Here is a 22,756-nt window from a genome sequence, read left to right as displayed (position 1 = left end):
CACCAGAGGCACGAGCGGCACGGCAGTCTGGGAACTGGAGGGGCACATGTCTGATCTTCCCCGGAAGGCGGTTACGCGTACGGCCAAGCTGGCCGCGCTTCCGCTCGGCTTCGCCGGCCGTGCCACATGGGGTCTGGGCAAGCGGATCGGCGGAAAGTCGGCCGAGCTGGTCGCCCGTGAGGTGCAGCAGCGCACGGCGGACCAGCTGTTCAAGACCCTGGGTGAGCTGAAGGGCGGGGCCATGAAGCTGGGCCAGGCCCTCTCCGTTTTCGAGTCGGCCCTGCCCGAGGAGGTCGCCGGCCCGTATCGGGCCGCGCTGACCAAGCTCCAGGAGGCCGCGCCGCCGCTGCCCGCGCGCACGGTCCACGGGGTTCTCGCGACACGGATCGGGGAGGACTGGCGGGAGTATTTCCTGGAGTTCGAGGACACGCCGGCGGCTGCCGCCTCGATCGGGCAGGTGCACCGGGCGGTGTGGCACGACGGCCGCGAGGTCGCGGTGAAGGTGCAGTATCCCGGCGCGGGCGAGGCGTTGCTCTCCGACCTCGCCCAGCTCAGCCGCTTCGCCCGGCTGCTCGGCCCGCTGGTCCCGGGGATGGACGTCAAGCCGCTGATCAAGGAGCTGCGGGACCGGGTTTCGGAGGAACTGGACTACGAGCTGGAGGCCCGGGCGCAGCAGGAGCACGCGGCGGAGTTCGAGGATGACCCGGATGTGGTGGTCCCTCAAGTGGTGCACCAGTCCGACCAGGTGCTGGTGACGGAGTGGATCGACGGGATCCCGCTGTCCGAGGTCATCGCGGAGGGGACGGCGGAACAGCGGGATCGTGCGGGACAGTTGCTGGCCCGCTTCCTCTTCTCCGGTCCGGCGCGCACCGGCCTGCTGCACGCCGACCCGCACCCGGGCAACTTCCGGCTGCTGCCCCCGGCGGCGGAGAACGCGGAGCATACGGAGGACGCGGGGCTCCCGGAGGAGGACGGCGGTTCGATCGGGTCGTGGCGGCTGGGGGTGCTGGACTTCGGCACGGTCGACCGGCTGCCGGGCGGGCTGCCGCGGAACATCGGCGACTCCCTGCGGCTGACGCTGGAGGGCGACGCGGCGGGCGTGTACGGGCTGCTGCGCGAAGAGGGCTTCGTGAAGGAGTCGATCGACCTGGACCCGGACGCGGTGCTCGACTATCTGCTCCCGATCATCGAGCCCACGCAGGTGGAGGAGTTCACCTTCAGCAGGGGCTGGATCCGTGAACAGGCGGCCCGGATAGCCGATCCGCGCTCCCCCGCCCACCAGCTCGGCCGGCAGCTGAATCTGCCGCCGTCCTACGTCCTCATACACCGGGTGACGCTCAGCACGATCGGGGTGCTGTGCCAGCTGGGCGCGACGGTCCGGCTGCGCGACGAGCTCGAGGCGTGGCTGCCGGGGTTCCTTGCGGAGGAAGCCGAGGACACCGAGGTGGAGGGGACGGGGTACGCCGAGGAGGAGGGGGAGCCGGAGGGGGAGCCCGTCCAGGCGTAGGAGAGGCCAGGGCCTCGGTCACCACCAGAGTGAGTCGAGGCGGCTCTCGATCGCGCGGATGTGGAGGCGGGCGCAGCCCTCGCAGAAGAGGAGACGGCGTCCGTCCTCCACGGAACAGAGCCAGGTCGGAGGGGCTGTGTCGCCGTCGGCGGCGGTGCCGCAGCGGGCGCACACCACGCGGTGCTCGGCGGGTTGTTCGGGGGGATGGGTCTCCTCGTCCACCTCCTGACGATATCCCCGGGACCGGATGGGCGGCGGTACAACGCACCGCGGGGCCGTCCGTGTCCGGACGGCCCCGCGGTGAGGTGGTGGGTGCACGGTCAGTGCATGACCGCCATGGCCAGCGCGCGGCGGGCGCGCAGTGAGGCGCGCTCCGCTCGGCGCTGCATCCGGCGGGCGGCGATCAGGCGGACCGACTGGCGGTCCTCCTGGGCCTCCCGCAGGCGGTCGCGCATATGCGCACGCGCCATGGCTTCTGGGATGAGTTGCATTTCGCGGGTCCTGTTCTGACGCGAGTCGTTCGCGCCGATGATGGTGACGTCGGGGGTGGCGGAGCCGACGGGCTCCTTCGTGGGGGTGATCATCGGTGCCTGATTCCGGGGGTCATGGGTCTGGGGACGGTCGATCGTTCCGAGGCGGAGCCTGCGTGTGGGGGCGGGGACCCCACAGGTCGCGGTCACGCTGCGACCGGGTTCTTGCGCGGACGGCCACGCGGACGCTTGCGGGCCACGACGACGCCCTGGACGAAGAGCTCGCCGCCCCAGACACCCCACGGCTCGCGGCGGTCCTTCGCCCCGGCGAGGCAGGCCTCGACGAGCGGGCAGGTGCGGCAGAGGGACTTGGCGTACTCGACGTCGGCGGGCGACTCGGCGAAGAAGACCTCCGGGTCGTAGGAACGGCAGGGGACGGGTACGCCGAGGTTCTCGATGGCGTCGTCGAGCGCGGTGAGCGTGGTGAGCGGGGTCAAGGCGGAGTCCTCCGTGGAGCCGGGCGGCGAGATCGGGGTGGAAAGCGGTACTGACGGGGCGTGCGTTTCGATGTGCACGGTGGGTGGTGTCCTCGTCTGGTCGTGCCGGCCTGTTGGCCGGTTGGCGGCTGCTGGTACCAGGTCCTGCTTGTCCCGAGGCTCCTTCGCTCCGTCCTGTCCGTTCGGACAAAACAAAAGGGCCGCGGATCCCGAGTGGGGTTCCGCGGCCCTGAAGGCGCCGGCCTGATGCTGGATCAGGCTGGATCGCTCCAGGGTTCAGGCCCACGGAAGGCCCACATCGTGTGGTGGTGCTGCGTCTGCTTCTCGGCTCCGGCACCGGCTGCCGCAAAGGCATAGGCCTGAGCCTGTGCTGCCTTCGCTACTGCTGCCGCCGGTGCCTCGATCGGTCGCTCATTACGCTCCCGCGTCACGGGGAGGCTCACCAGGGACAGCGGACGGACGGCGGAGACGCCGGACAGACCGGTGGCGCGAAGCGAGGCAACCGAGGAGCGGGTGAGGCCGAGCGAGCAGGCGGAGACGACCGAGAGATCGGTCATTTTCTGGGTTTCGATGATGCTGATCACTTCAATCGCCTCCTCTCGGCGTCTCAGGGGGACCGGCCGGGACCGGTCCTGCGTATTCGGATAAGTACAGCACGGAATCAGGGCTTCAGAGAAGTCGCTGTTCCCGTGGTTAAGAACCTATGGTGACGACTGGGGCGGGCGCAAACTATTTTCTGGACGAGTTTTCCTCAGGTCTCGTCCGCGCCCTCCTCGGGCTCACCATCAAGCGCCTCACCTGCGCAGATGGCCAGAACATCGGTGCCGAAGCGGCTCAACTTCCGGTTGCCGACGCCGGCGATGACGACCAGCTCGCCCTCGGTGGACGGCACGGCCTCGGCGATCGCCATGAGCGTCTTCTCGGTGAACACGCAGAAGTCCGGCTGCCCCAGCAGGGCCGCCTGGCCGGCACGCCAGTCGTAGAGCCGCCCGTAGAGCGCCTCGTCCATGTCCGATGGGCACTCCTCGCAGCGCATCAGCTTCATCTCGCCCGCGTCGGTGAGCGTGCGTCCGCAGACCCGGCAGCGCACCGGGCTCCTGGGCTTGCGCTCGACGGCCGGGGTCCGCTCGACGGCGGCCCGGCCGGTGCCCCGGTCGATCCCGCCGCCGCCGCCGGCACCGCTCCGCGCGCCCGAGGCCGTCGAGCCCGGGCGCAGCCCGTTCAGGAAGCGGGTCGGCCGCCGGCTCGCCCGGCCGCCGGGTGACCGGGACAGGGCCCAGGAGAGCGAGAGGTGGACGCGGGCGCGGGTGATTCCGACGTACATCAGGCGCCGCTCCTCCTCGACCTGCTCGTCGGTCTTGGCGTAGGCGATCGGCATCATGCCCTCGGTAAGGCCGACCAGGAACACGGCGTCCCATTCCAGGCCCTTCGCCGAGTGCAGCGAGGCCAGGGTCACCCCCTGGACCGTCGGGGCGTGCTGGGCGACGGCCCGCTCGTCCAGCTCACGGACCAGCTCGGTCAGGGTCGCCCCCGGTTTCGCCGTCTCGAAGTCCTCCGCGAGGCGCACCAGCGCGGCCAGCGACTCCCAGCGGTCGCGCACGGCTCCCGACCCGGCGGGCGGCCGGCTGGTCCAGCCCTTGGTGGAGAGCACCGCCCGCACCTGGGAGGCCAGGTCCTCCGCCCCGTCGAGGAGCGAGTCGTTGCCTCCGGCGCGGGCCGCGCCGCGCAGGGCGGTGCCCGCCTCGCGGACCTCGGCCCGCTCGAAGAACCGCTCGGCGCCGCGCAGCTGGTAGGGCACCCCGGCGTCCGCGAGTGCCTGCTCGTAGACCTCGGACTGGGAGTTGACGCGGTAGAGGACGGCGATCTCACCGGCCGGCACGCCCGCGGCGACGAGATCGCGGATCCGCCGGGCGGTGCCCTCGGCCTCGGTGGGCTCGTCGGAATACTCCGTGTAGACGGGCTCGGGCCCCTTGTCGCGCTGTGAGACCAGCTCCAGCCGGTGGTCGGCCGCCTTGCCGTGGGCCTGGCTCAGCAGGCCGTTGGCGAGGTGGACGACCTGAGGGGTGGAGCGGTAGTCCCGCACCAGCTTGACCACGGTCGCCCCGGGGTGGCGGGTGCGGAAGTTCAGCAGGTGGTCGGGGGTGGCCCCGGTGAAGGAGTAGATCGTCTGGCTGGCGTCGCCGACGACGCAGAGATCGTCCCGGTCCCCGACCCAGAGGTCGAGCAGCCGCTGCTGGAGCGGGCTCACGTCCTGGTACTCGTCGACGACGAAGTGCTGGTACTGACCGCGCACGTGCTCGGCGATGTCGCTCCGGTCCTGGAGGATGCCGACGGTGAGCAGCAGCACGTCCTCGAAGTCGATCACCGAGCGGTCGCGCTTGAGCTGTTCGTACGTGGAGTAGATCTGGGAGAGGACCGCCGGATCGCGGGGGGCGTCCCGCTGGGTCTTGGCGACGGCCGCCGGATAGTCGGCGGGGACGGTCTGGGTGACCTTGGCCCACTCGATCTCGCTGGTGACGTCCCGCAGCTCGTTGCGGTCGAGCCGGAGCTCGCAGCGGGCGGCGGCCTCGGCGACCAGCTGCACCTTCCGCTCCAGCAGCCGGGGCAGCTCGCCACCGACTGCTTTCGGCCAGAAGTACTGGAGCTGACGGAGGGCGGCGGAGTGGAAGGTCCGTGCCTGGACGCCGGTCGCGCCGAGCTGTCGCAGCCGGCCGCGCATCTCTCCGGCGGCCCGGTTGGTGAAGGTGACGGCGAGCACGGTGGCCGGCTGGAGGATGCCCGCACGCACCCCGTACGCGATGCGGTGCGTGATCGCGCGGGTCTTGCCCGTACCGGCTCCGGCCAGCACGCACACCGGTCCGTGCAGGGCCAGAGCCACCTCGCGCTGCTCGGGGTCGAGCCCGTCGAGCACGGCGTCCGGGGTCTCGGGAACCTGGGGGAAGAGGGTGGAGTGCGTTGCTGCTGTCACCCCGCCATGCTGCCAGGTCCCAGGGGGCGGATGCGGCGGTTGTCCACAGGGGTGAGGTATTCGTCGTACCGGCTACCGCGCCATGGGGGCCGGTACGGGGGCGTGGTGGGAATGGTGGCCGCGTCCCGTACGTTCCTTATCCATGCGGAAGGGCCGCCGACAGCGGCCTGGCCGCGAGTGACGCTGCCGGCCGCGCAGCGTACGGACGAGACGAAGGAGCGCCAGCGACATGGCGGGCACTGTGACGATGTACAGCACCACCTGGTGCGGCTACTGCCGTCGGCTGAAGAGCCAGATGGACCGCGAGGGCATCGCGTACAACGAGGTCAACATCGAGCACGACCCGGAGTCGGCCGCGTTCGTCGAGAAGGCGAATGGCGGAAACCAGACGGTCCCCACGCTGCTGATCGTGGCCCCCTCGGGCACCGAGTCGGTCATGACGAACCCGTCCCTCGCCCAGGTGAAGCAGGCGCTCGCCGCCTGATCCCGGCCGATGGACGACCGCCCGTCGCGCGTACGACTGCCCCCGGCACCGCCGGGGGCAGTCGTGTGTCCGGGGGTGCTCAGTCGGTCCGCTTCGCGCTGCCGGGCCTCGGGAGCGGCTTGCCGTACCAGAGCTCGATCAGGCGGGCCGCGATCGAGATGCCGAACGGGGGCATGACCTCGCCGGACTCGAAGGCGGCGGTGAGGTCCTCGCGGGAGAACCAGCGGGCCTCCTCGATCTCCTCGCCGTCGACGGTGATGTCGAAGGTGGTCGCCCGCGCCATGAAGCCGAGCATCAGGCTGGAGGGGAACGGCCAGGGCTGGCTGGCGATGTACTCGACCTCGCCGACGGTGACCCCGGCCTCCTCGTAGACCTCGCGGGCCACGGACTGTTCGATCGACTCCCCCGGCTCGACGAACCCGGCGAGCGTGGAGAAGCGGCCCTCCGGCCAGTGGACCTGGCGGCCCAGCAGGGCCCGGTCCTGGTCGTCGGTGACCAGCATGATGACCGCCGGGTCGGTGCGCGGGTAGTGCTCGGCGCCGCAGGCCTGGCAGCGGCGGATGTGACCGGCCGCCGCGATGACGGTGCGCTCGCCGCAGCGGGAGCAGAAGCGGTGCAGCCGCTGCCAGTTCTCCAGGGCGACGGCGTGCGCCATCAGGCCCGCGTCGCGGGGGCCGAGGAGAAGCCCCGCCTCGCGGAGCCCCGCGGGCCGGGCCGACTGGTCCATGCGGCCGGGCAGCGAGTCCTTCTGGAGCGCGAAGTAGCTGACGCCGTCCTCGTCGGTGCCGAGGAAATACCGGTGGGTCTCGGTGACCGGGGCCTCGAAGGCCTGGGTCATGACGATCTCGGTGCCCCCGTCGGGGGTGTCGTCGATCAGCACCTGCCCGCCGGAGACGACGAAGACGCGGGTCGTCGGGTGGCTCCACGCCACGGCCAGCCACGCCTCGTCGAGGCGGTGGTGTGCCGCGCGGTCGATGCCGCTCGGCGCGGTGAGGCCGATCGGGCGGTCTGCGGTGGCGTTGTCGAAGGTGCTCACAGGTGCTTCCTACTCCCCCTGGGTGGATCGGGTGGGCACAGGTACGTGGAGGGTGTGCAGAGGATTCAGCGGAGTTCCGGTTCCGGGCGTTCAGCGGTTCCGGGCATTCAGCGCAGTGCCGTGGCCAGCTCGCCCCACAGGTGGGCGGTCGTCTCCACACCCTTGAGCAGCAGGTCGAGCTCGACCTTCTCGTCGGGGGCGTGCCAGCCGTCGGAGGGTACGGAGATGCCGAGGAAGAGGACGGGTGCGCCGAGCACGTCCCTGAGGTCGGCGGCGGGGCCGGAGCCTCCTTCGCGGGTGAAGAGGATCTTCTTCCCGAAGGCCCGGCCCATCGCGCGGGCCACCGCCTGGAGGGCGGGGTGGTCCAGCGGGGTCAGGCAGGGGCGGGTGGCCGGCTGGAAGGCGATCCGGTGGCGGACGCCCGCCGGGATACGGGACTCGGCCCAGCTCCGGACGGCCTGCTGCACGCGGTCGGGGTCCTGGCCGTCGACCAGCCGGAAGCTGATCTTCACCAGGGCCGAGGAGGGGATGATCGTCTTGCTGCCGGCGCCCTGGTAGCCGCCGCCGATGCCGTTGACCTCGGCGGTGGGGCGGGCCCAGACGCGCTCCAGCGTGGAGTACCCGGCCTCGCCGGCCGCGGCCCCCGACTTCGCGGTGCGCAGCCAGGTGGCCTCGTCGAAGGGCAGCTCGGCGAAGAGGGCCCGCTCGGTGTCGGTGAGGTCGGTGACCCCGTCGTAGAAGCCGGGGATCGCGACCTTGCCGTCCGCGTCGTGGAGGGCGGCGACGAGGCGGGCGATCTCGGTGGCCGGGTTGGGGACGGCTCCGCCGAACGATCCGGAGTGGATGTCCTGGGCGGGTCCGTGCAGCTCGATCTCGCACTCCGCGAGGCCGCGCATGCCGGTGCAGACGGTCGGGGTGTCCTCGTCCCACATGCCGGTGTCCGAGACGATCACCGCGTCGGCGGCGAGCCGGTCCGCCTGCCGCTCGGCCAGGGCGCGGAAGTTCGGGGAGCCCGACTCCTCCTCGCCCTCGATCAGCAGCTTCAGGTGGACGGCGGGGGTGGAGCGGCCGGTCGCCGCGAGGTGGGCGCGGACCCCGAGGGTGTGGAAGAACACCTGGCCCTTGTCGTCGGCCGCGCCGCGTCCGTACATCCGGCCGTCCCGGATCACCGGCTCGAACGGGTCGGTCGCCCAGCCGTCCTCGCGGGCGGCGGGCTGCACGTCGTGGTGGCCGTAGACCAGGACCGTCGGGGCGTCCGGGGCCTCGCTGGGCCACTCGGCGAAGACCGCCGGCGCTCCGGGGGTCTCCCAGATCTCGGTGACCGGGAAGCCGGTCTCCTTGAGCTTGGCGCTCAGCCACTCCGCGCTGCGCCGTACGTCCCCGTCGTGCTCCGGCTGCGCGGAGACGGACGGGATGCGCAGCCACTCCGCGAGGTCGTCGAGGAAGGCTGCGCGGTGCTGTTCGGTGTACGTACGGACGGCGCTGTCCGGGGTCTCGCTCATGCTCTTGAGCCTATCCGTCCTCGGGGGCGGGCTCGTCCAGCAGGATCCGCTCCAGCTCGGCCCGGCCGGGCAGCCCCTGCGGGTGGACGGTCTCCCCGCTGCGTACGTAGAGGAAGGTGGCGGTGACCTCTTCGAGCGGCAGATCGTGCAGCTCGGCCCAGGCCAGCCGGTAGACGGCGAGCTGGAGCGGGTCGGCGGTGCGGTGGCGGGTGGTCTTCCAGTCGACGATCTCGTACCGGTCGCCCGTGCGGTAGACGGCGTCGATGCGGCCCCGGATCACGCGGCCCGCCAGGGTGATCTGGAACGGGGTCTCCACCCGGTACGGCGTGCGCCGGGCGTACGCGGTGCGCTCGAACGCTTCCTTCAGTTCGGCGAGGTCCCGCTCGTCGGCGATCTCCGCGTCGCTCTCGTCGCCCCCGGGCAGTTCGTCGGGGCCGAGCATGGGCAGCGGCAGTTCCTCGTACCGCGACTCCACCCAGGCGTGGAACCGGGTGCCCCGGCGGGCGGCGGGCTGGGGCGGGCGGGGCATGGGCCGGGCCAGCTCCCGGGCGAAGGCGTCGGGGTCCTCGGCCAGGCGCAGCAGCTGGGTGGCGGAGAGCGCGGCGGGCACGAGGACCTCGCGCACGGTGGCGCGGGCGCGGCGCAGCTCCCCGGCCAGGGAGTCCAGGTCCCGGTCCCAGGAGGCGAGGGTGCGGCCCTCCTCGGGGGTAAGCCGTTCCGCGGGACCGGCCTCCTGGGGGTGGCGGGCGGCCGGGATGTGCGGGGGCGGTGCGGTGTTCTGCCCGGTCTCCGGTGCCGTCTCGGGTGCGCCCGGGGGGCGTTCGGTGGGGAGCGCGTCCCAGTCCCAGTCCTCGTCGACCGGCTCCTCCTCGAACAGCGCCTCGTCTACCGGTACGTCAGCGGGCTCGTACGAAGGCTCACCGGTGGCCAGCCGCTCCAGGTGGGCCAGCACCGTGTCCCGGGCGGCGCGGCGGCGGGCGAGGGCGTCGGCGTCCAGCGGGAGAGGCCAGGCCAGGTCGGCGTCCCGTTCCGCGAGGGCCGGGTTCTCCTCGTCCTCGGCGGGCTCGTCCGCCCAGGCCTCGATCTCCCCGTGGCCCGCCGCGCAGTGCTCGTACAGCGCGTCGAGGAAGGCGGACGGGCCCCGCGTCCGCTTCTGGGACGGGCCCCACCAGTGGCCGGAGCCGAGGAGCAGGGAGCGGGGGCGGGTGAAGGTGACGTAGCCGAGGCGCAGTTCCTCCGTGTGCTGGTGCTCCTTCATCTCCGCCTTGAACGCCTTGATCCCCTTGGCGTCGAGGCCGTCGTGCGTGTCCAGGGCCGGGAGCGTCGCCGCGTCGCCGCGCAGGGCGTGCGGGAGCACCTGGGCCTGGGCGGTCCACGCCTCCCGGGCCCGGTCGCTCGGGAACTGGCCCGTGACCAGTCCGGGTACGGCGACGACGTCCCACTCCAGGCCCTTGGACTTGTGGGCGGTGAGGACCTTGACGGTGTTCTCGCCGCCGGGCAGCGCGTTGTCGAGGCCTTTCTCGTACTGTGCGGCGGTCCGCAGGAAGCCGAGGAAGGCGAGCAGGGTCGCCTCGCCGTCCAGGGAGGCGAACCGGGCCGCGGTGTCCAGGAAGTTGGCGAGGGTCTCCCGGCGGCGAGCGGCCAGCGCCTGCGGGGACGCGGACAGCTCGACCTCCAGTCCGGTGGTGGCCAGGACCCGGTGCAGGACGTCCATCAGGGGGTCCGCGAGCGAGCGGCGCAGGTCGCGCAGCTCCCGGGCGAGGCGGGCGAAGCGAACGCGGGCCTCGGCGGAGAACGGCAGCCCGTCGTCGGCCGCGTCCCCCACGACCAGGAAGGTGTCCAGCGCGTCCGCGAGCGATATCACCTCGGCCGGGTCCGTGCCCTCGACCGCGTCCGCGAGCCGCTGGTCGGCGTCGGCGTCGTCCGCGTGACCGGCCCGGTGCACGAGGAGGCGGGCGCGGCGGCCCAGGAGGGCGAGGTCCCGGGGGCCGATGCGCCAGCGCGGTCCGGTGAGGAGGCGGACCAGGGAGGCGTTGGCCCCCGGGTCCTGGAGGACCTCGCAGACGGCGACCAGGTCCGCCACCTCGGGCAGGTGGAGCAGCCCGGCGAGGCCGACGACCTCGACCGGGATGTCCCGGGCGACCAGCGCCGCCTGGATCTCGGGGAAGTCCCCGGCGGTGCGGCACAGGACGGCGATCTCGCCCGGCGGGGTGCCGGTGCGCACGAGGTGGGCGAGGGAGTCGGCGAGCCAGTCGATCTCCTCGGTGTGCGTGGTCAGCAGGGCGCAGCGGACCATGCCGTCCCGCTCGGCTCCCGGGGCGGGGCGCAACGCCTCGACGCCCTCGTGCATCGCCCGCAGGGGTTCGGCGAGGCCGTTGGCGAGCTGGAGGAGCCGGCCGCCGCTGCGCCGGTTCTCGCTGAGGCTGTAGCGGGTGGCGGGGGCGCCGTCGGCGTGCGGGAAGTGCTCGGGGAAGTCGTCGAGGTTGGCGACGGACGCGCCGCGCCAGCCGTAGATCGCCTGGCAGGGGTCGCCCACGGCGGTCACCGCGTGGCCGGTGGGCCTGGGGCTGCCCTCCTCGGTCTCCGTACCGGCTCCGAACAGCGCGGAGAGCAGCAGCCGCTGGGCCACCGACGTGTCCTGGTACTCGTCGAGGAGGACCACCCGGAACTCCTCGCGCAGGATCTTCCCGACCTCGGGCCGGGTCAGGGCCAGCTCGGCGGAGAGGGCGATCTGGTCGCCGAAGTCCAGCAGGTCCCGGCTGCGCTTGGCGGTTCGGTAGCGCTCGGTGAGGCCGAGAAGGGAGCGGCGGGCCTCGGCGGTCTCGGGGATCTTGCGAAGGTCGGCGTTGCTGAGTTTCGTGTGCTCCAGGGCGCTCAGCAGCTCGGTGTCGTGACGGTGCAGCGCGCCGGGCCGTACGAGGTGTTCGGACAGCTCCCCGTCGAGCGCCAGGAGATCGCTGACCAGGGTGGGGAAGGACCGGGTGAGCGCCGGATAGGGGCCCGGGGCCTCGCGCAGCACCTTCGCGGCGAGCTGGTAGCGGGTGGCGTCGGCGAGGAGGCGGGTGGTCGGCTCCAGGCCGATGCGCAGGCCGTGCTCGGTGAGGAGGCGGCCGGCGAAGGCGTGGTAGGTGGAGATGGTGGGTTCGCCCGGGGGGTTGTCCGGGTCGATGACGTCGGGGTCGGTGACCCCGGCGGCGATGAGCGCCCTGCGGACGCGCTCGGCCAGTTCGCCCGCCGCCTTGTTGGTGAAGGTGAGGCCGAGGACCTGCTCCGGCGCGACCTGTCCGGTGCCGACCAGCCAGACCACGCGGGCGGCCATCACCGTGGTCTTGCCCGACCCGGCCCCGGCCACGATCACCTGCGGGGCGGGCGGCGCGGTGATGCAGGCCGTCTGCTCCGGGGTGAACGGGATCCCGAGGAGCTCCTTGAGCTGCTCGGGATCGGTGATGCGTGGGGACACCCGGACAACGGTAACCGGAGCCACTGACAACCCGGGCCGATGCCCACGAAAGGGCCCACCGCGGCAAAGGGGGGCTACTCCACCACCTGGCGCCCCTCCGGCTGCGCGCTGCACGAGGCGCGGAAGGTGCAGTGGGCGCAGTGGGTGCCGGTGGTGGGGGTGAAGCGTTCGTCCAGGACCTTTCCGGCGGCGGTGGCGAGCAGGCCGGAGACCCACTCCCCCGCCAGCGGCTCCTGGGCCTGGACCTTGGGGAAGGCGTCGCCGCCCTCCTTCTTGGGCGCGGGCTGGCGGAGCTGGACCAGCTCGGCGCCGCCCGGCTCGGGGCGCTTGCCGTCGAAGACCTCGTCGACCGCGCCCTCGCGGACGGCGAGCTGGTAGACGGCGAGCTGGGGGTGGGCGGCGACCTCGTCCTTGGTGGGCGCGCCCTTGCCGGTCTTGAAGTCGACGACGTACGCCCGGCCCTCGGCGTCCTGTTCGACCCGGTCCATCGAGCCCCGGATGCGGACGGCGTACTCGCCCGCCTCCAGGGTCACGTCGAAGTCGTGCTCGCTCGCGGTGGGGGTGCGGCCGCCCCGGTCCAGGACGTGCCAGTGCAGGAAGCGTTCCAGGGCGGCGCGGGCGTGGTCCTTCTCCTGGTCGGACTTCCAGGGGGCGTCGAAGGCGAGGCCGTTCCACACGGAGTCCAGGCGTTCCATGAGGACGTCCAGGTCGGCGGGGGTCCGGCTGGAGGCGACCTCGTCGGCGAGTACGTGGACGACGTTGCCGAACCCCTGGGCGGCGGTGGCCGGGGCGTCGGCCTTCACCTCGCGGCCCAGGAACCACTGGAGGGCGCAGGTGTTGGCGAGCTGGTCCAGCGCGCTGCCGGAGAGGGTGACGGGCTGGTCGCGGTCGCGGAGCGGCACGGCGGAGCGGGTCGGCTCCTCCAGGCCCCACCAGCGGTACGGGTGGGCCGCGGGCACCAGCGGCTGCCCCTCGTCGTCGGTGAGCGCGGCGAGCCGGGCGAGGCGGTGGGCGGCGGCCTCGCGCAGCGCGTCGGACGCGGCCGGGTCGACCGTGGTGGCGCGCAGCTCGGCGACGAGCGCGGCGACGGCGAGGGGGCGGCGGGGGCGGCCGGTGACGTCGCGGGGTTCGACGCCCAGCTCGGTCAGGAAGCGGGAGGGCTGGTCGCCGTCGTCGGCGGGGGCCTTCACGGCGGTGACGACGAGGCGGTCGCGGGCGCGGGTGGCGGCGACGTAGAAGAGCCGGCGTTCCTCGGCGAGGAGGGCCCCGGGCGTGAGGGGTTCGGCGAGTCCGTCCCGGCCGATCCGGTCGGCCTCCAGGAGGGAGCCCCGGCGGCGCAGGTCGGGCCAGACGCCTTCCTGGACCCCGGCGACGACGACGAGCCGCCACTCCAGGCCCTTGGAGCGGTGGGCGGTCATCAGGCGTACGGCGTCGGGGCGGGCGGTCCGCCGCGAGAGGGTGTCCGCGGCGATGTCCTGGGCGTCGACCTCTTCGAGGAAGTTGAGGGCCCCGCGCCCGCCGGTGCGCTCCTCGGCGCGGGCGGCCGTCTCGAACAGGGCGCACACCGCGTCGAGATCGCGGTCGGCGTTGCGCCCGCCCGCCCCACCCCGCAGCGCGGCCCGCTCCAGCCTGCCGGGCCAGGGGGTGCCGTTCCACAGGGTCCACAGGGCCTCCTCGGCGGTGCCGCCGCCTTCGAGGAGCTCGCGGGCCTTGCGCAGGAGCGCGCCGAGGCGCTGCGCCCCGTGGGCGTACGCCGGGTCGTGGGTGACGAGTCGTTCGGGTTCGGCGAGGGCGCGGGCCAGCAGGGCGTCGGAGGGGGCGGGGACGCGGATCCCGGCGGCGCGCTCCTCGTCGCGCAGGGCCCGGCCGAGGCGGCGCAGGTCGGCGGCGTCCATGGAGCCGAGCGGGGAGGTGAGGAGGGTGAGAGCGGTCTCGGAGTCGAGCCAGGGGGCCGCTTCGTCCTGCTCCTCGTCGGCGCGGACGGTGTCCTGCTCGTCGTCGGCGCGGGCGGTGTCCTGCTCCTCGTCAGCGCGCACGGTGTCCTGCTCCTCGTCAGCGCGGGCGGTGTCCTGCTCCTCGTCGGCGCGGGCGGTGTCCTGCGCTTCGTCAGAGCGGGCGGTATGCAGCTCCTCGTCGGCACGGACGGTGTGCAGCGCGGCCGCGGCCACCGTCCGCAGCGCCGTCAGCAGCGGGGCGACGGCCGGTTCGTGGCGCAGCGGCAGGTCGTTGCCGTCGACCTCCAGGGGGACTCCGGCGGAGGTGAGGGCGCGGCGGACGGCGGGCAGCGAGCGGCCTCCGGCCCGTACCAGCACGGCCATCTCCTGCCACGGCACCCCGTCCTCCAGGTGGGCGCGGCGCAGCAGGTCCGCGATGTTCTCCAGCTCCGTGGAGGCGGTCGGGTAGGTGTACGTCTCGACCTGGCCGCCGTCCCGGACGGCGGCCGGGTCGCGGTGGGCGCGGACCATGTCGGCGGGCAGCCGGGTCAGCGGCATCCGGCGGGTGAGCAGCCGGGTCGCCGCGAGCAGTCCGGCCCCGGAGCGGCGGGAGGTGGTGAGGACCCCCACGGGCGCGGGGCCCCCGTCCGCCCGGCGGAAGGTGTCCGGGAAGTCGAGGATGCCGTTCACGTCGGCGCCCCGGAACGTGTAGATCGACTGGTCGGGGTCGCCGAAGGCGATCAGCGTCCGCCCGCCGCGCGCAGCCGCCCCGCGCTCCTCGGCGTACCCCGGCGCGCGCCCCCGGTTGCCCGCCAGCGCGTGCAGCAGGCGCACCTGGGAGGGGTCGGTGTCCTGGTACTCGTCGACGTACACCGCGTCGTAGCTCCCGGCCAGCCGCTCCGCCACCTCGGGGCGCTCGGCGAGCAGGACCGCGCGGTGCACCAGCTCGGCGTAGTCCAGGACGCCCTGGGCGTCGAGGATGTCGAGGTACTCGGCGAGGAACTGGGCCGCCACCGTCCAGTCCGGGCGGCCGGTGCGGCGGGCGAAGGCGGCCAGCGCGTCCGGGCCGAGGCCCAGTTCACGGCTGCGGGCGAGCACGGCGCGCACCTCGTCGGCGAAACCGCGGGTGGTCAGGCAGGACCGCAGCTCGTCCGGCCAGCGGACGTGGGCCAGGCCCTCCTTCTCCAGATCGAGCTGGCCCGCGAGCAGCTCGCGGACGGTGACGTCCTGTTCGGGTCCGGACAGCAGGCGCAGCGGATCGGCGAACAGATCGGCGTCCTGGTGGGCCCGGACCAGGGCGTAGCAGTACGAGTGGAACGTGGTGGCCTGCGGGCCCCGGGCAGCCCCGAGGCGGGCGGCCATCCGGTCACGCAGCTCGACGGCGGCCTTGCGGCTGAAGGTGAGGACGAGGATGCGGGCGGGGTCGGTGCCCCGGTTGACCCGCGCGGCGACGGATTCGACGAGGGTGGTGGTCTTCCCGGTGCCGGGCCCGGCGAGGACCAGCAGCGGGCCGCCCGGGTGGTCAACCACCGCGCGCTGGCCTGCGTCCAGGAGGGGGGGATCCACGGAACCCGGCGGAGTGCGGACCAGGCGGTACGCACCCGTGGTCCGCGGCCGTGACTCACGGTGCGGACTGTGCCGGGTGGAGGAGGAGCTCACGTGGATCGCCGGTCCTGGTGGGTGTACGCGGGTGTACGGGTGATGAGGGACGGGGTCGGGGTCGGTGCGGACGGGGAAGAGGGAAGGGGCGGAGCGTGCCGCGCGATGACGACGCTACGCCAGCGACGGGACGGGAGGCAGCGGCTGTGCCGCGTCGCTCGTCACGTGCGCTGCCGCCGTCATGTGCTCTGCCGCGTCGGGCCGTATCCGCCGGGGGCCGATGGCGGAAGCTGTCAGGTGTGAGCTTTCTCGCCCCGACCGCCCGCGCCACCGCCCCGACCGCCCGCGCCACCGCCCGCACCGCCCGCGCCACCGCCCCGACCGCCGGCGTCACCGCCCGCACCGCCCGCGCCACCGCCCGGTTGCACGCCGCCGTCCCAGCGGGCGCGCCGCATGTCGATGCGCGGGATGTGCCCCTCCGCCCGGTGCGACGCCTCGCGCAGCGGGGTGCCCTCTGCGCGGTAGTGGTCCAGCGCCCGCAGCTCGTGGGCGGGGAGCAGGGTCCCGTCGGAGCGGACGACGCGCCACCACGGCACGGCCGATCCGTACAGCGCCATGACCCGGCCGACCTGGCGGGGTCCCCCCTCGCCCAGCCACTCCGCGATGTCTCCGTACGTCATCACCCGGCCGGGCGGGATCAGGTCGGTCACATCGAGGACGCGCTCCGCGTACTCCGGCAGTTCGGCGCCGGTCGGGGCGGTGCCGGACCCGCCCTCGTCCGTCTGGTCCTGGCTCATCCGTCCCATCCTGCCGTACGCCACCGACAGCCCGGCCGAAACGGTATCCGTCCGGGCACACAGCGTGCACACGGGTGGAAAGGAGCGTATGTTGCGCTTCCCGCGCCCGTGCGATGCACCCTGATGCCCTCCTCTGTCTACGGGCCGTGCCACCATCATGCGGGCGGTGACCGGTGATACCAGAACACGAAGACGAACCAGAGGCGATGAAGGAGCAGGGCGTGCAGCCACCGAAGGCGGCGGACGCCTCCGATGCCGGGGAGCGCCCGCAGGGTGATTCCGAGACCTCCGGAGCGCCCCGTGCCGACGGCCCCACGACGTCCACCACCGGACATCTGGCCGGCTCGACCCTGGCCTCGGCCGAGGCCGCTCTGACCGACCGCGTCTCCGGCGACGAGCCGCTGCTCCCCGCCCGGGTGCACCGCCCCTCCGACCTGATGCGGCTGCTCATCGGGGTGCTCGCGATCGCGGTCCTGTTCTCGATCGCCGCGTTCGCCCAGGGCACCACCACCGGCCTGGAGGACGACATCTCCAAGGGCACCGAACAGGCGCCCGATCTGTTGATCAAGATCGCCGGCCTGGTGTCCAGCATCGCCGTGCTGCTGGTGCCTGTCGCCTTCGCCATCGAACGCCTCATCAAACGCGACGGGCTGCGCATCGCGGACGGTGTGCTCGCGGCCGTGCTCGCCCACGGGGTGACGCTCGCCACCGACCTCTGGGTCTCGCGGTCCGCGCCCGGCACCATCCAGGACGCGCTGACCCAGCCGCAGACGGCCGGCGGTCTTACCGACCCGGTGCACGGCTATCTCGCGCCGGTCATCGCGTACATGACGGCGGTCGGGATGGCACGGCGGCCGCGCTGGCGCGTGGTGCTGTGGGTGGTGCTGCTGCTCGACGCGTTCGCGATGCTGGTGGGCGGGTACACCACCCCGTTCTCGATCATCCTCACCGTGCTGATCGGCTGGACCGTGGCGTACGGGACGCTGTACGCGGTCGGCTCGCCGAACGTCCGCCCCACCGGCCAGCACCTGATGGCGGGGCTGCGGCACGTGGGCTTCCGCCCGGTCGCGGCGATGCGCACCGAGGACGCCCCGGACCACGCCGACCACAACGACCGGGGGCGGCGCTATCTGGTCACCCTGGAGGACGGCCCCCCGCTGGACGTCACCGTCGTCGACCGGGAACAGCAGGCCCAGGGGTTCTTCTACCGGGCCTGGCGGCGGCTCACGCTGCGTGGGATCACCCAGCGGCGCTCGATCCAGTCGTTGCGCCAGGCGCTGGAGCAGGAGGCGCTGCTCGCGTACGCGGCCATCGCCGCCGGGGCGAACGCGCCCAAGCTGATCGCCACCTCGGAGCTGGGCCCCGACGCGGTGATGCTCGTCTACGAGCACATCGGCGGCCGGACGCTGGACTCGATGGAGGACGAGGAGATCACCGACGATCTGGTGCGTGGCACCTGGCGTCAGGTGAAGGCTCTCCAGTCCCGCCGGATCGCGCACCGCAGGCTGACCGGTGACGCGCTCCTGGTGGACCGGTCCGGCAGGGCGTTCGTGACGGATCTGCGCGGCGGCGAGATCGCCGCCGGTGATCTGGTGCTGCGGATGGACGTGGCCCAGTTGCTGACCACGCTGGGGCTGCGGGTGGGGGCCGAGCGGTCGGTCGCCGGGGCGCTGGCCGTGCTCGGACCGGACGCGGTGGCGGACTGTCTGCCGCTGCTCCAGCCGATCGCGCTGAGCCGCTCCACCCGGGCGACGCTGCGCCGGATCGCCCGCGAGCGTTCGCAGCGCGAGCGGGAAGCGGTGGTCGAGGCCTCGCAGGCGGCCAAGCAGGCGAAGGCGCAGGCCGCCGCGGAGTCCGCCGAGGGTGCGCTCCCGGATCACGGCGCGGACCCGAAGGCCGAGCAGAAGGCGGAACAGAAGGCGGAGCGCAAGTCTCTGCGCACCGAGAAGCAGGCCGAGAAGCGCGCCATCGACGACGCGCTGGAGGAGGCCCGCGAGGAGGATCTGCTCGCCCAGATCCGGCGTCAGGTGCTGCTGATCCGCCCGCAGGCCCCGGTCGAACCGGTCCGCCTGGAGCGCATCAAACCGCGTACCCTGTTCAGCTTCATCGCCGGGGCCATCGCCGCGTACTTCCTGATCTCGCAGGTCACCCAGGCCAACTTCGGGGTGGTCGTGGAGCAGGCGGAGTGGGGCTGGGTGGCGGCCGCCCTCGGATTCTCGGCGCTGAGCTACGTGGCGGCGGCGATGAGCCTGCTGGGCTTCGTCCCGGAGCGGGTGCCGTTCCGCAAGACCGTGCAGGCGCAGGTGGCCGGCTCCTTCGTGAAGATCGTCGCGCCGGCCGCCATCGGGGGCGTGGCGCTGAACACCCGCTTCCTCCAGCGGGCCGGGGTGCGCCCCGGGCTCGCGGTGGCGAGCGTCGGGGCCTCGCAGCTCTTCGGGCTCGGCGCCCACATCATGCTGCTGGCTCTGTTCGGTTATCTCACCGGTACGGAGCGGACCCCGGACTCGCTGACCCCGTCCCGGACGGTGATCGCCGGTCTGCTGACGGTCGCGGTGCTGGTGCTGGTGGTGACGGCGATCCCGATCCTGCGGAAGTTCGTGGTGACCCGGGTGCGCTCGCTGTTCGCGGGGGTCGTGCCACGCATGCTGGACGTGGTGCAGCGGCCGCAGAAGCTGCTCACCGGCATCAGCGGCATGCTGCTGCTGACCGGCCTGTTCGTGCTCTGCCTGGACGCCTCGATCCGGGCGTTCAGCGGCCCGGGCGTCCCCCAGCTGAGCTACGCGAGCATCGCGGTGGTCTTCCTGGCGGGGAACGCGATCGGCTCGGCGGCCCCGACGCCGGGCGGGATGGGCGCGGTCGAGGGCGCGCTGACGCTGGGCCTGATCGCGGTCGGGCTGCCGGCGGAGGTCGCGGCTCCCGCGGTGCTGCTGTACCGCGTGATGACGCTGTGGCTGCCGGTGCTGCCGGGGTGGATCTGCTTCAACCAGCTCACCCGCAAGGGCGAGCTGTAGCCGAGCGGGGGCCATGCGGCGGCTGCGGGCCTCCGCCACCCGCATGGACCGCGCCCGGCCGCGCTCCCCGGCGCCCCGTCGCACGATGGGGGCATGAGGACTTCCCCCGCTCTGCGTGCCGCCGCCCTCGCCGCCACCGCCGCCGTGCTGCTGCCGGTGGCCGCCTGTTCGGACGACGGTGACGGGGAGGGGTCCTCGACGCCCACCGGGGCCTCGACCGCCTCGCCGTCCTCCACCCCCGAGGACCTGGCGTCGCAGCAGCTCGAATGGTCCCCGTGCCCACCCCCGAACTCGGCCCAGGGCGGTGGCGAGTCGCCGTCGCCGCTGCCCGGCGGCGTGGTGTGGGAGTGCTCCTTCATGGACGTACCCCTCGACTACGCGGAGCCGGACGGCCGCACGATCGAACTGGCGCTGGTGCGGGCGAAGGCCAAGGACCAGAAGCGGCGGATCGGCTCGCTGGTGTTCAACTTCGGCGGACCCGGCGCGTCCGGCGTCGCGACGCTGCCCGCGTTCGGCACCGAGTACGACAAGCTCCGCACCCGGTACGACCTGGTGAGCTTCGACCCGCGCGGGGTCGGCCGCAGCGAGGGCGTCGAGTGCGCCGACGACGCCCAGCTCGACGCCTTCTACCAGGAGGACTCCACCCCGGACGACGCGGCCGAGGAGAAGCAGTTCGTCCAGGGGCAGAAGGACTTCATCGCGGACTGCGAGGAGAACTCCGGCCCCGAACTCCCCTTCGTGGGCACGACGAACGCCGCCCGCGACATGGACCTGATGCGCACGGTGCTCGGCGACGACAAGCTGCACTACTTCGGCATCTCGTACGGCACCGAGCTGGGCGGCGTCTACGCCCACCTCTTCCCCGACCAGGTCGGCCGGGCGGTCTTCGACGCGGTGGTCGACCCCACGAAGGACGCCGAGCAGTCCTCCATCGGCCAGGCCCAGGGCTTCCAGTTGGCTCTGGACAACTTCACGAAGGACTGCGCGGAACGCGACGACTGCGCGCTGCCCGGGGCCACCCGGCAGGAGGTCGAGCAGGGCATCGCCGATCTGCTGGCCGAGCTGGAGGAGGAGCCCGTCGACGGGCTCGGCGACCGGGCGCTGACGCAGACGCTCGCCACCACCGGCATCGCGTCCGCGCTGTACTCCAAGGAGACCTGGCCGCTGCTGGAACAGGGCCTGGACGAGGCGGGCGGCGGGAACGGCGGGCTGCTCCTCGCCCTGGCCGATTCGTTGAACGGCCGCTCGGAGGACGGACGGTACGACAACTCCAACGCCGCCAACATCTCCATCAACTGCGCGGACAGCGAGCAGCGGTTCTCCCTGGAGCAGACGAAGGCGGCGCTGCCCGCGTTCCGCAAGGCGTCCCCGCTGTTCGGGGACTACCTGGGCTGGGGCCTGATGAGCTGCACCGGCTGGCCGGTGGCGGGCGCCTGGAAGACGCCGGACGTCAGCGCCCCCGGCGCCGCCCCGATCCTGGTCATCGGCAACACCGGTGACCCGGCGACCCCGTACGCGGGCGCGAAGGCGATGGTGGAGAAGCTGGGCAAGGGCGTCGGCGTCGAGCTCACCTACAAGGGCGAGGGGCACGGGGCGTACAACAGCAAGGACGCGTGTGTGCAACGGGCCGTCGACGGCTATCTGTTGAACGGTACGGTGCCGAAGTCCGGCACCGTCTGCGGGTGACTCCGACCCCCGACTCCCCTGTCGCGCAAGGCGGTTAGCATGGCCGCACATCACAGCCGCCCGTCGCGTCGCCACCGGCTTCGGGCCCCGGGGAGGGAAGCCGGATCATGCGTGCGCACCGTCGTGTCCAGCGGGCCGCCGCCTCGTCAGGAGCAGCCCTCCTCGCGGCGGGACTGCTCGCCGGCTGCGGCCTGTTGAGTTCGGAGCCGGACGTGAGCGATCCGGCGGGCGGCCGTCCGGCCGACGCCTCCGCCGCGCCCACGCCGACGGACCTCAAGGACTCTCCCAAAACGCCGGAGCTGCCCTCCGCCCTCACTTCGCAGCGCCTCGACTGGAAGCGCTGCCCGGCCCCGGGGGCCGGCAAGGCCCCCGGTTCCGCCTGGCGTTGCGCGAACGTGGACGTACCGCTGGACTACGCGGAGCCGTCGGGGGAGACACTCTCCGTCGCGCTGGTCCGCAAGGAGGCCCGGGACAAGAAGCGACGGCTCGGCTCGCTGCTGTTCAACTTCGGCGGGCCCGGCGGATCCGGCGTCGGGATACTGCCGCGCTCGGCCGACGCGTACGCGAAGCTCAACTCCCGCTACGACCTGGTGAGTTTCGACCCGCGCGGGGTCGCGGCCAGCTCCGGGGTGCACTGCCGCACCGACAAGGAGCAGGAACAGGCCCACCGGAGCGTCGACCTGACTCCGGACACGGCGGCCGAGGAGACGGCGTTCATCGAGGACGCCGCGGACTTCGGCGCCGGCTGCGAGCGCCGCTCGGGCGCGATCCTGCCGCACGTCGGCACGGTCAACGCCGCCCGCGACCTGGACCTGATCCGCGAGGTCCTGGGCGACGAGAAGCTGTCCTACTTCGGCTTCTCCTACGGTACGGAGCTGGGCGGAACGTACGCGCACATCTTCCCGCACAAGGTGGGACGTACCGTGCTGGACGCGGTCGTCGACCCGACGGCCGACGGGACCGGGCACGCCCGCAACCAGACCACGGGCTTCCAGCGCGCCCTGGAGAACTACCTCAAGGACCGCGGCCAGGACCCGGAGACGGGCTCCGAGCGCATCGCCCGGCTGCTGGCCCGCATAGACCGGAGTCCGCTGCCGACCGACTCGGGCCGCGAACTGAGCGAGTCGCTCGCCATCACCGGCATCGTCACCCCGCTGTACTCCGATTCGGGCTGGCCCGCCCTGACGGCCGCGCTCGACGAGGCGGAGAACGCCGGAACGGGCAATGGTCTGCTCCGGCTCGCCGACTCGTACAACGGCCGGGACGAACAGGGGCGTTACGACACCCAGAACCACTCGCAGCGGGCGATCTCCTGCGCCGACTCGGCGTCCCGCCCCACCGTGGACGAGGCCCGTGCGCTGCTGCCGGAGTTCCGGAAGCTGTCGCCGGTCTTCGGCCCGTTCCTGGCCTGGGACACCGTGGGCTGGTGCGCCCAGTGGCCGGTCGAGGGGGAGCACGAGACGCCGGAGACCAGCGCGCCGGGCGCGGGCCCGATCCTGGTCGTCGGGACGACCGGCGACCCGGCGACCCCGTACGAGGGGGCGCGGCGGATGGCGGACGAGCTGGGCAAGGGCGTCGGCATCCTGCTGACCAACGAGGGCGAGGGTCACGGGGCCTACGGCGGCAACGACTGTGTGACCTCGACGATCGACGACTACTTCCTGGACGGGAAGGTCCCGGAGGACGGCACGACCTGTTCGTAGCCGGGGCCCTGGAGGCCGGGCACACGGAAGGGGGCGGGGGGGGCCCGGGGGCGGGCCGGCCCCGAACCGCACAAAGTGGTGAGGGACGCGGGTGTTAACCCG

The 22,756-nt window shown here is 73.0% G+C and carries 15 protein-coding genes; 5 read left to right on the top strand and 10 right to left on the bottom strand.

The genetic code is table 11. The features are described 5' to 3' along the window. Positions 1-46: 46 nt before the first annotated feature. The gene (locus ACIQRW_RS20385; RefSeq protein ID WP_403762093.1) at positions 47-1,507 is read left to right on the top strand and encodes an ABC1 kinase family protein; all 1,461 of its coding nucleotides are present in this window, start codon (positions 47-49) and stop codon (positions 1,505-1,507) included. Positions 1,508-1,525: 18 nt separating this feature from the next. On the opposite strand, the gene ACIQRW_RS20380 is transcribed toward ACIQRW_RS20385, so the two are convergent. The 5 genes from ACIQRW_RS20380 to ACIQRW_RS20360 all read right to left on the bottom strand — a co-directional run bounded on the left by ACIQRW_RS20380 (position 1,526) and on the right by ACIQRW_RS20360 (position 5,442). Then, a complete protein-coding gene (locus ACIQRW_RS20380) occupies positions 1,526-1,729 on the bottom strand; it encodes a hypothetical protein (RefSeq protein WP_403762091.1) in 204 nt (67 codons plus the stop codon). A gap of 98 nt (positions 1,730-1,827) precedes the next feature. After that, positions 1,828-2,187 (bottom strand): hypothetical protein, encoded by a 360-nt coding sequence (locus tag ACIQRW_RS20375; protein WP_398614649.1) that lies wholly within the window; start codon positions 2,185-2,187, stop codon positions 1,828-1,830. Next, complete coding sequence (locus tag ACIQRW_RS20370) at positions 2,184-2,552, bottom strand: WhiB family transcriptional regulator (RefSeq protein WP_007460056.1); 369 nt, start codon at positions 2,550-2,552, stop codon at positions 2,184-2,186. Before ACIQRW_RS20370 ends, ACIQRW_RS20375 begins: the two co-directional genes overlap by 4 nt. Positions 2,553-2,728: 176 nt before the next feature. Beyond that, positions 2,729-3,058 (bottom strand): hypothetical protein, encoded by a 330-nt coding sequence (locus ACIQRW_RS20365; protein WP_361879145.1) that lies wholly within the window; start codon positions 3,056-3,058, stop codon positions 2,729-2,731. A gap of 167 nt (positions 3,059-3,225) precedes the next feature. After that, the gene (locus tag ACIQRW_RS20360; RefSeq protein WP_403762088.1) at positions 3,226-5,442 is read right to left on the bottom strand and encodes an ATP-dependent DNA helicase UvrD2; all 2,217 of its coding nucleotides are present in this window, start codon (positions 5,440-5,442) and stop codon (positions 3,226-3,228) included. Positions 5,443-5,671: 229 nt separating this feature from the next. Here ACIQRW_RS20360 and ACIQRW_RS20355 point away from each other — a divergent pair, with 229 nt between their 5' ends. Next, positions 5,672-5,926, top strand: a complete 255-nt coding sequence (locus ACIQRW_RS20355) for a glutaredoxin domain-containing protein (RefSeq protein WP_006127421.1) — start codon at positions 5,672-5,674, stop codon at positions 5,924-5,926. 79 nt (positions 5,927-6,005) lie between these two features. On the opposite strand, the gene nudC is transcribed toward ACIQRW_RS20355, so the two are convergent. From nudC to ACIQRW_RS20330, 5 genes are all read right to left on the bottom strand, one after another. Further along, a complete protein-coding gene (gene nudC, locus ACIQRW_RS20350; RefSeq protein ID WP_215102605.1) occupies positions 6,006-6,962 on the bottom strand; it encodes an NAD(+) diphosphatase in 957 nt (318 codons plus the stop codon). A gap of 107 nt (positions 6,963-7,069) precedes the next feature. Next, complete coding sequence (locus ACIQRW_RS20345) at positions 7,070-8,464, bottom strand: dipeptidase (RefSeq protein ID WP_403762083.1); 1,395 nt, start codon at positions 8,462-8,464, stop codon at positions 7,070-7,072. 10 nt (positions 8,465-8,474) lie between these two features. After that, positions 8,475-11,924, bottom strand: a complete 3,450-nt coding sequence (locus ACIQRW_RS20340) for a UvrD-helicase domain-containing protein (RefSeq protein ID WP_403762080.1) — start codon at positions 11,922-11,924, stop codon at positions 8,475-8,477. Between the two features lie 74 nt (positions 11,925-11,998). Beyond that, positions 11,999-15,517, bottom strand: a complete 3,519-nt coding sequence (locus tag ACIQRW_RS20335; protein WP_403762077.1) for an ATP-dependent helicase — start codon at positions 15,515-15,517, stop codon at positions 11,999-12,001. A gap of 233 nt (positions 15,518-15,750) precedes the next feature. Beyond that, a complete protein-coding gene (locus tag ACIQRW_RS20330) occupies positions 15,751-16,254 on the bottom strand; it encodes an MGMT family protein (RefSeq protein ID WP_403762074.1) in 504 nt (167 codons plus the stop codon). 206 nt (positions 16,255-16,460) lie between these two features. Between ACIQRW_RS20330 and ACIQRW_RS20325 the strand changes: the two genes are divergently transcribed. From ACIQRW_RS20325 to ACIQRW_RS20315, 3 genes are all read left to right on the top strand, one after another. Further along, positions 16,461-19,265, top strand: coding sequence for a lysylphosphatidylglycerol synthase domain-containing protein (locus ACIQRW_RS20325; protein ID WP_403762071.1), 2,805 nt, complete (start codon positions 16,461-16,463; stop codon positions 19,263-19,265). Between the two features lie 93 nt (positions 19,266-19,358). Further along, complete coding sequence (locus ACIQRW_RS20320) at positions 19,359-20,951, top strand: alpha/beta hydrolase (RefSeq protein ID WP_403762068.1); 1,593 nt, start codon at positions 19,359-19,361, stop codon at positions 20,949-20,951. Positions 20,952-21,058: 107 nt separating this feature from the next. Next, the gene (locus tag ACIQRW_RS20315; RefSeq protein ID WP_403762065.1) at positions 21,059-22,654 is read left to right on the top strand and encodes an alpha/beta hydrolase; all 1,596 of its coding nucleotides are present in this window, start codon (positions 21,059-21,061) and stop codon (positions 22,652-22,654) included. Positions 22,655-22,756: the final 102 nt, after the last annotated feature.

Origin of the sequence: Streptomyces sp. NPDC091287, from assembly GCF_044768525.1 — a bacterium.
GTDB lineage: Bacteria > Actinomycetota > Actinomycetes > Streptomycetales > Streptomycetaceae > Streptomyces.
The sequence above is the reverse complement of the archived record's forward strand: the minus strand, read 5'-3'. Positions and strand labels throughout refer to the sequence as shown.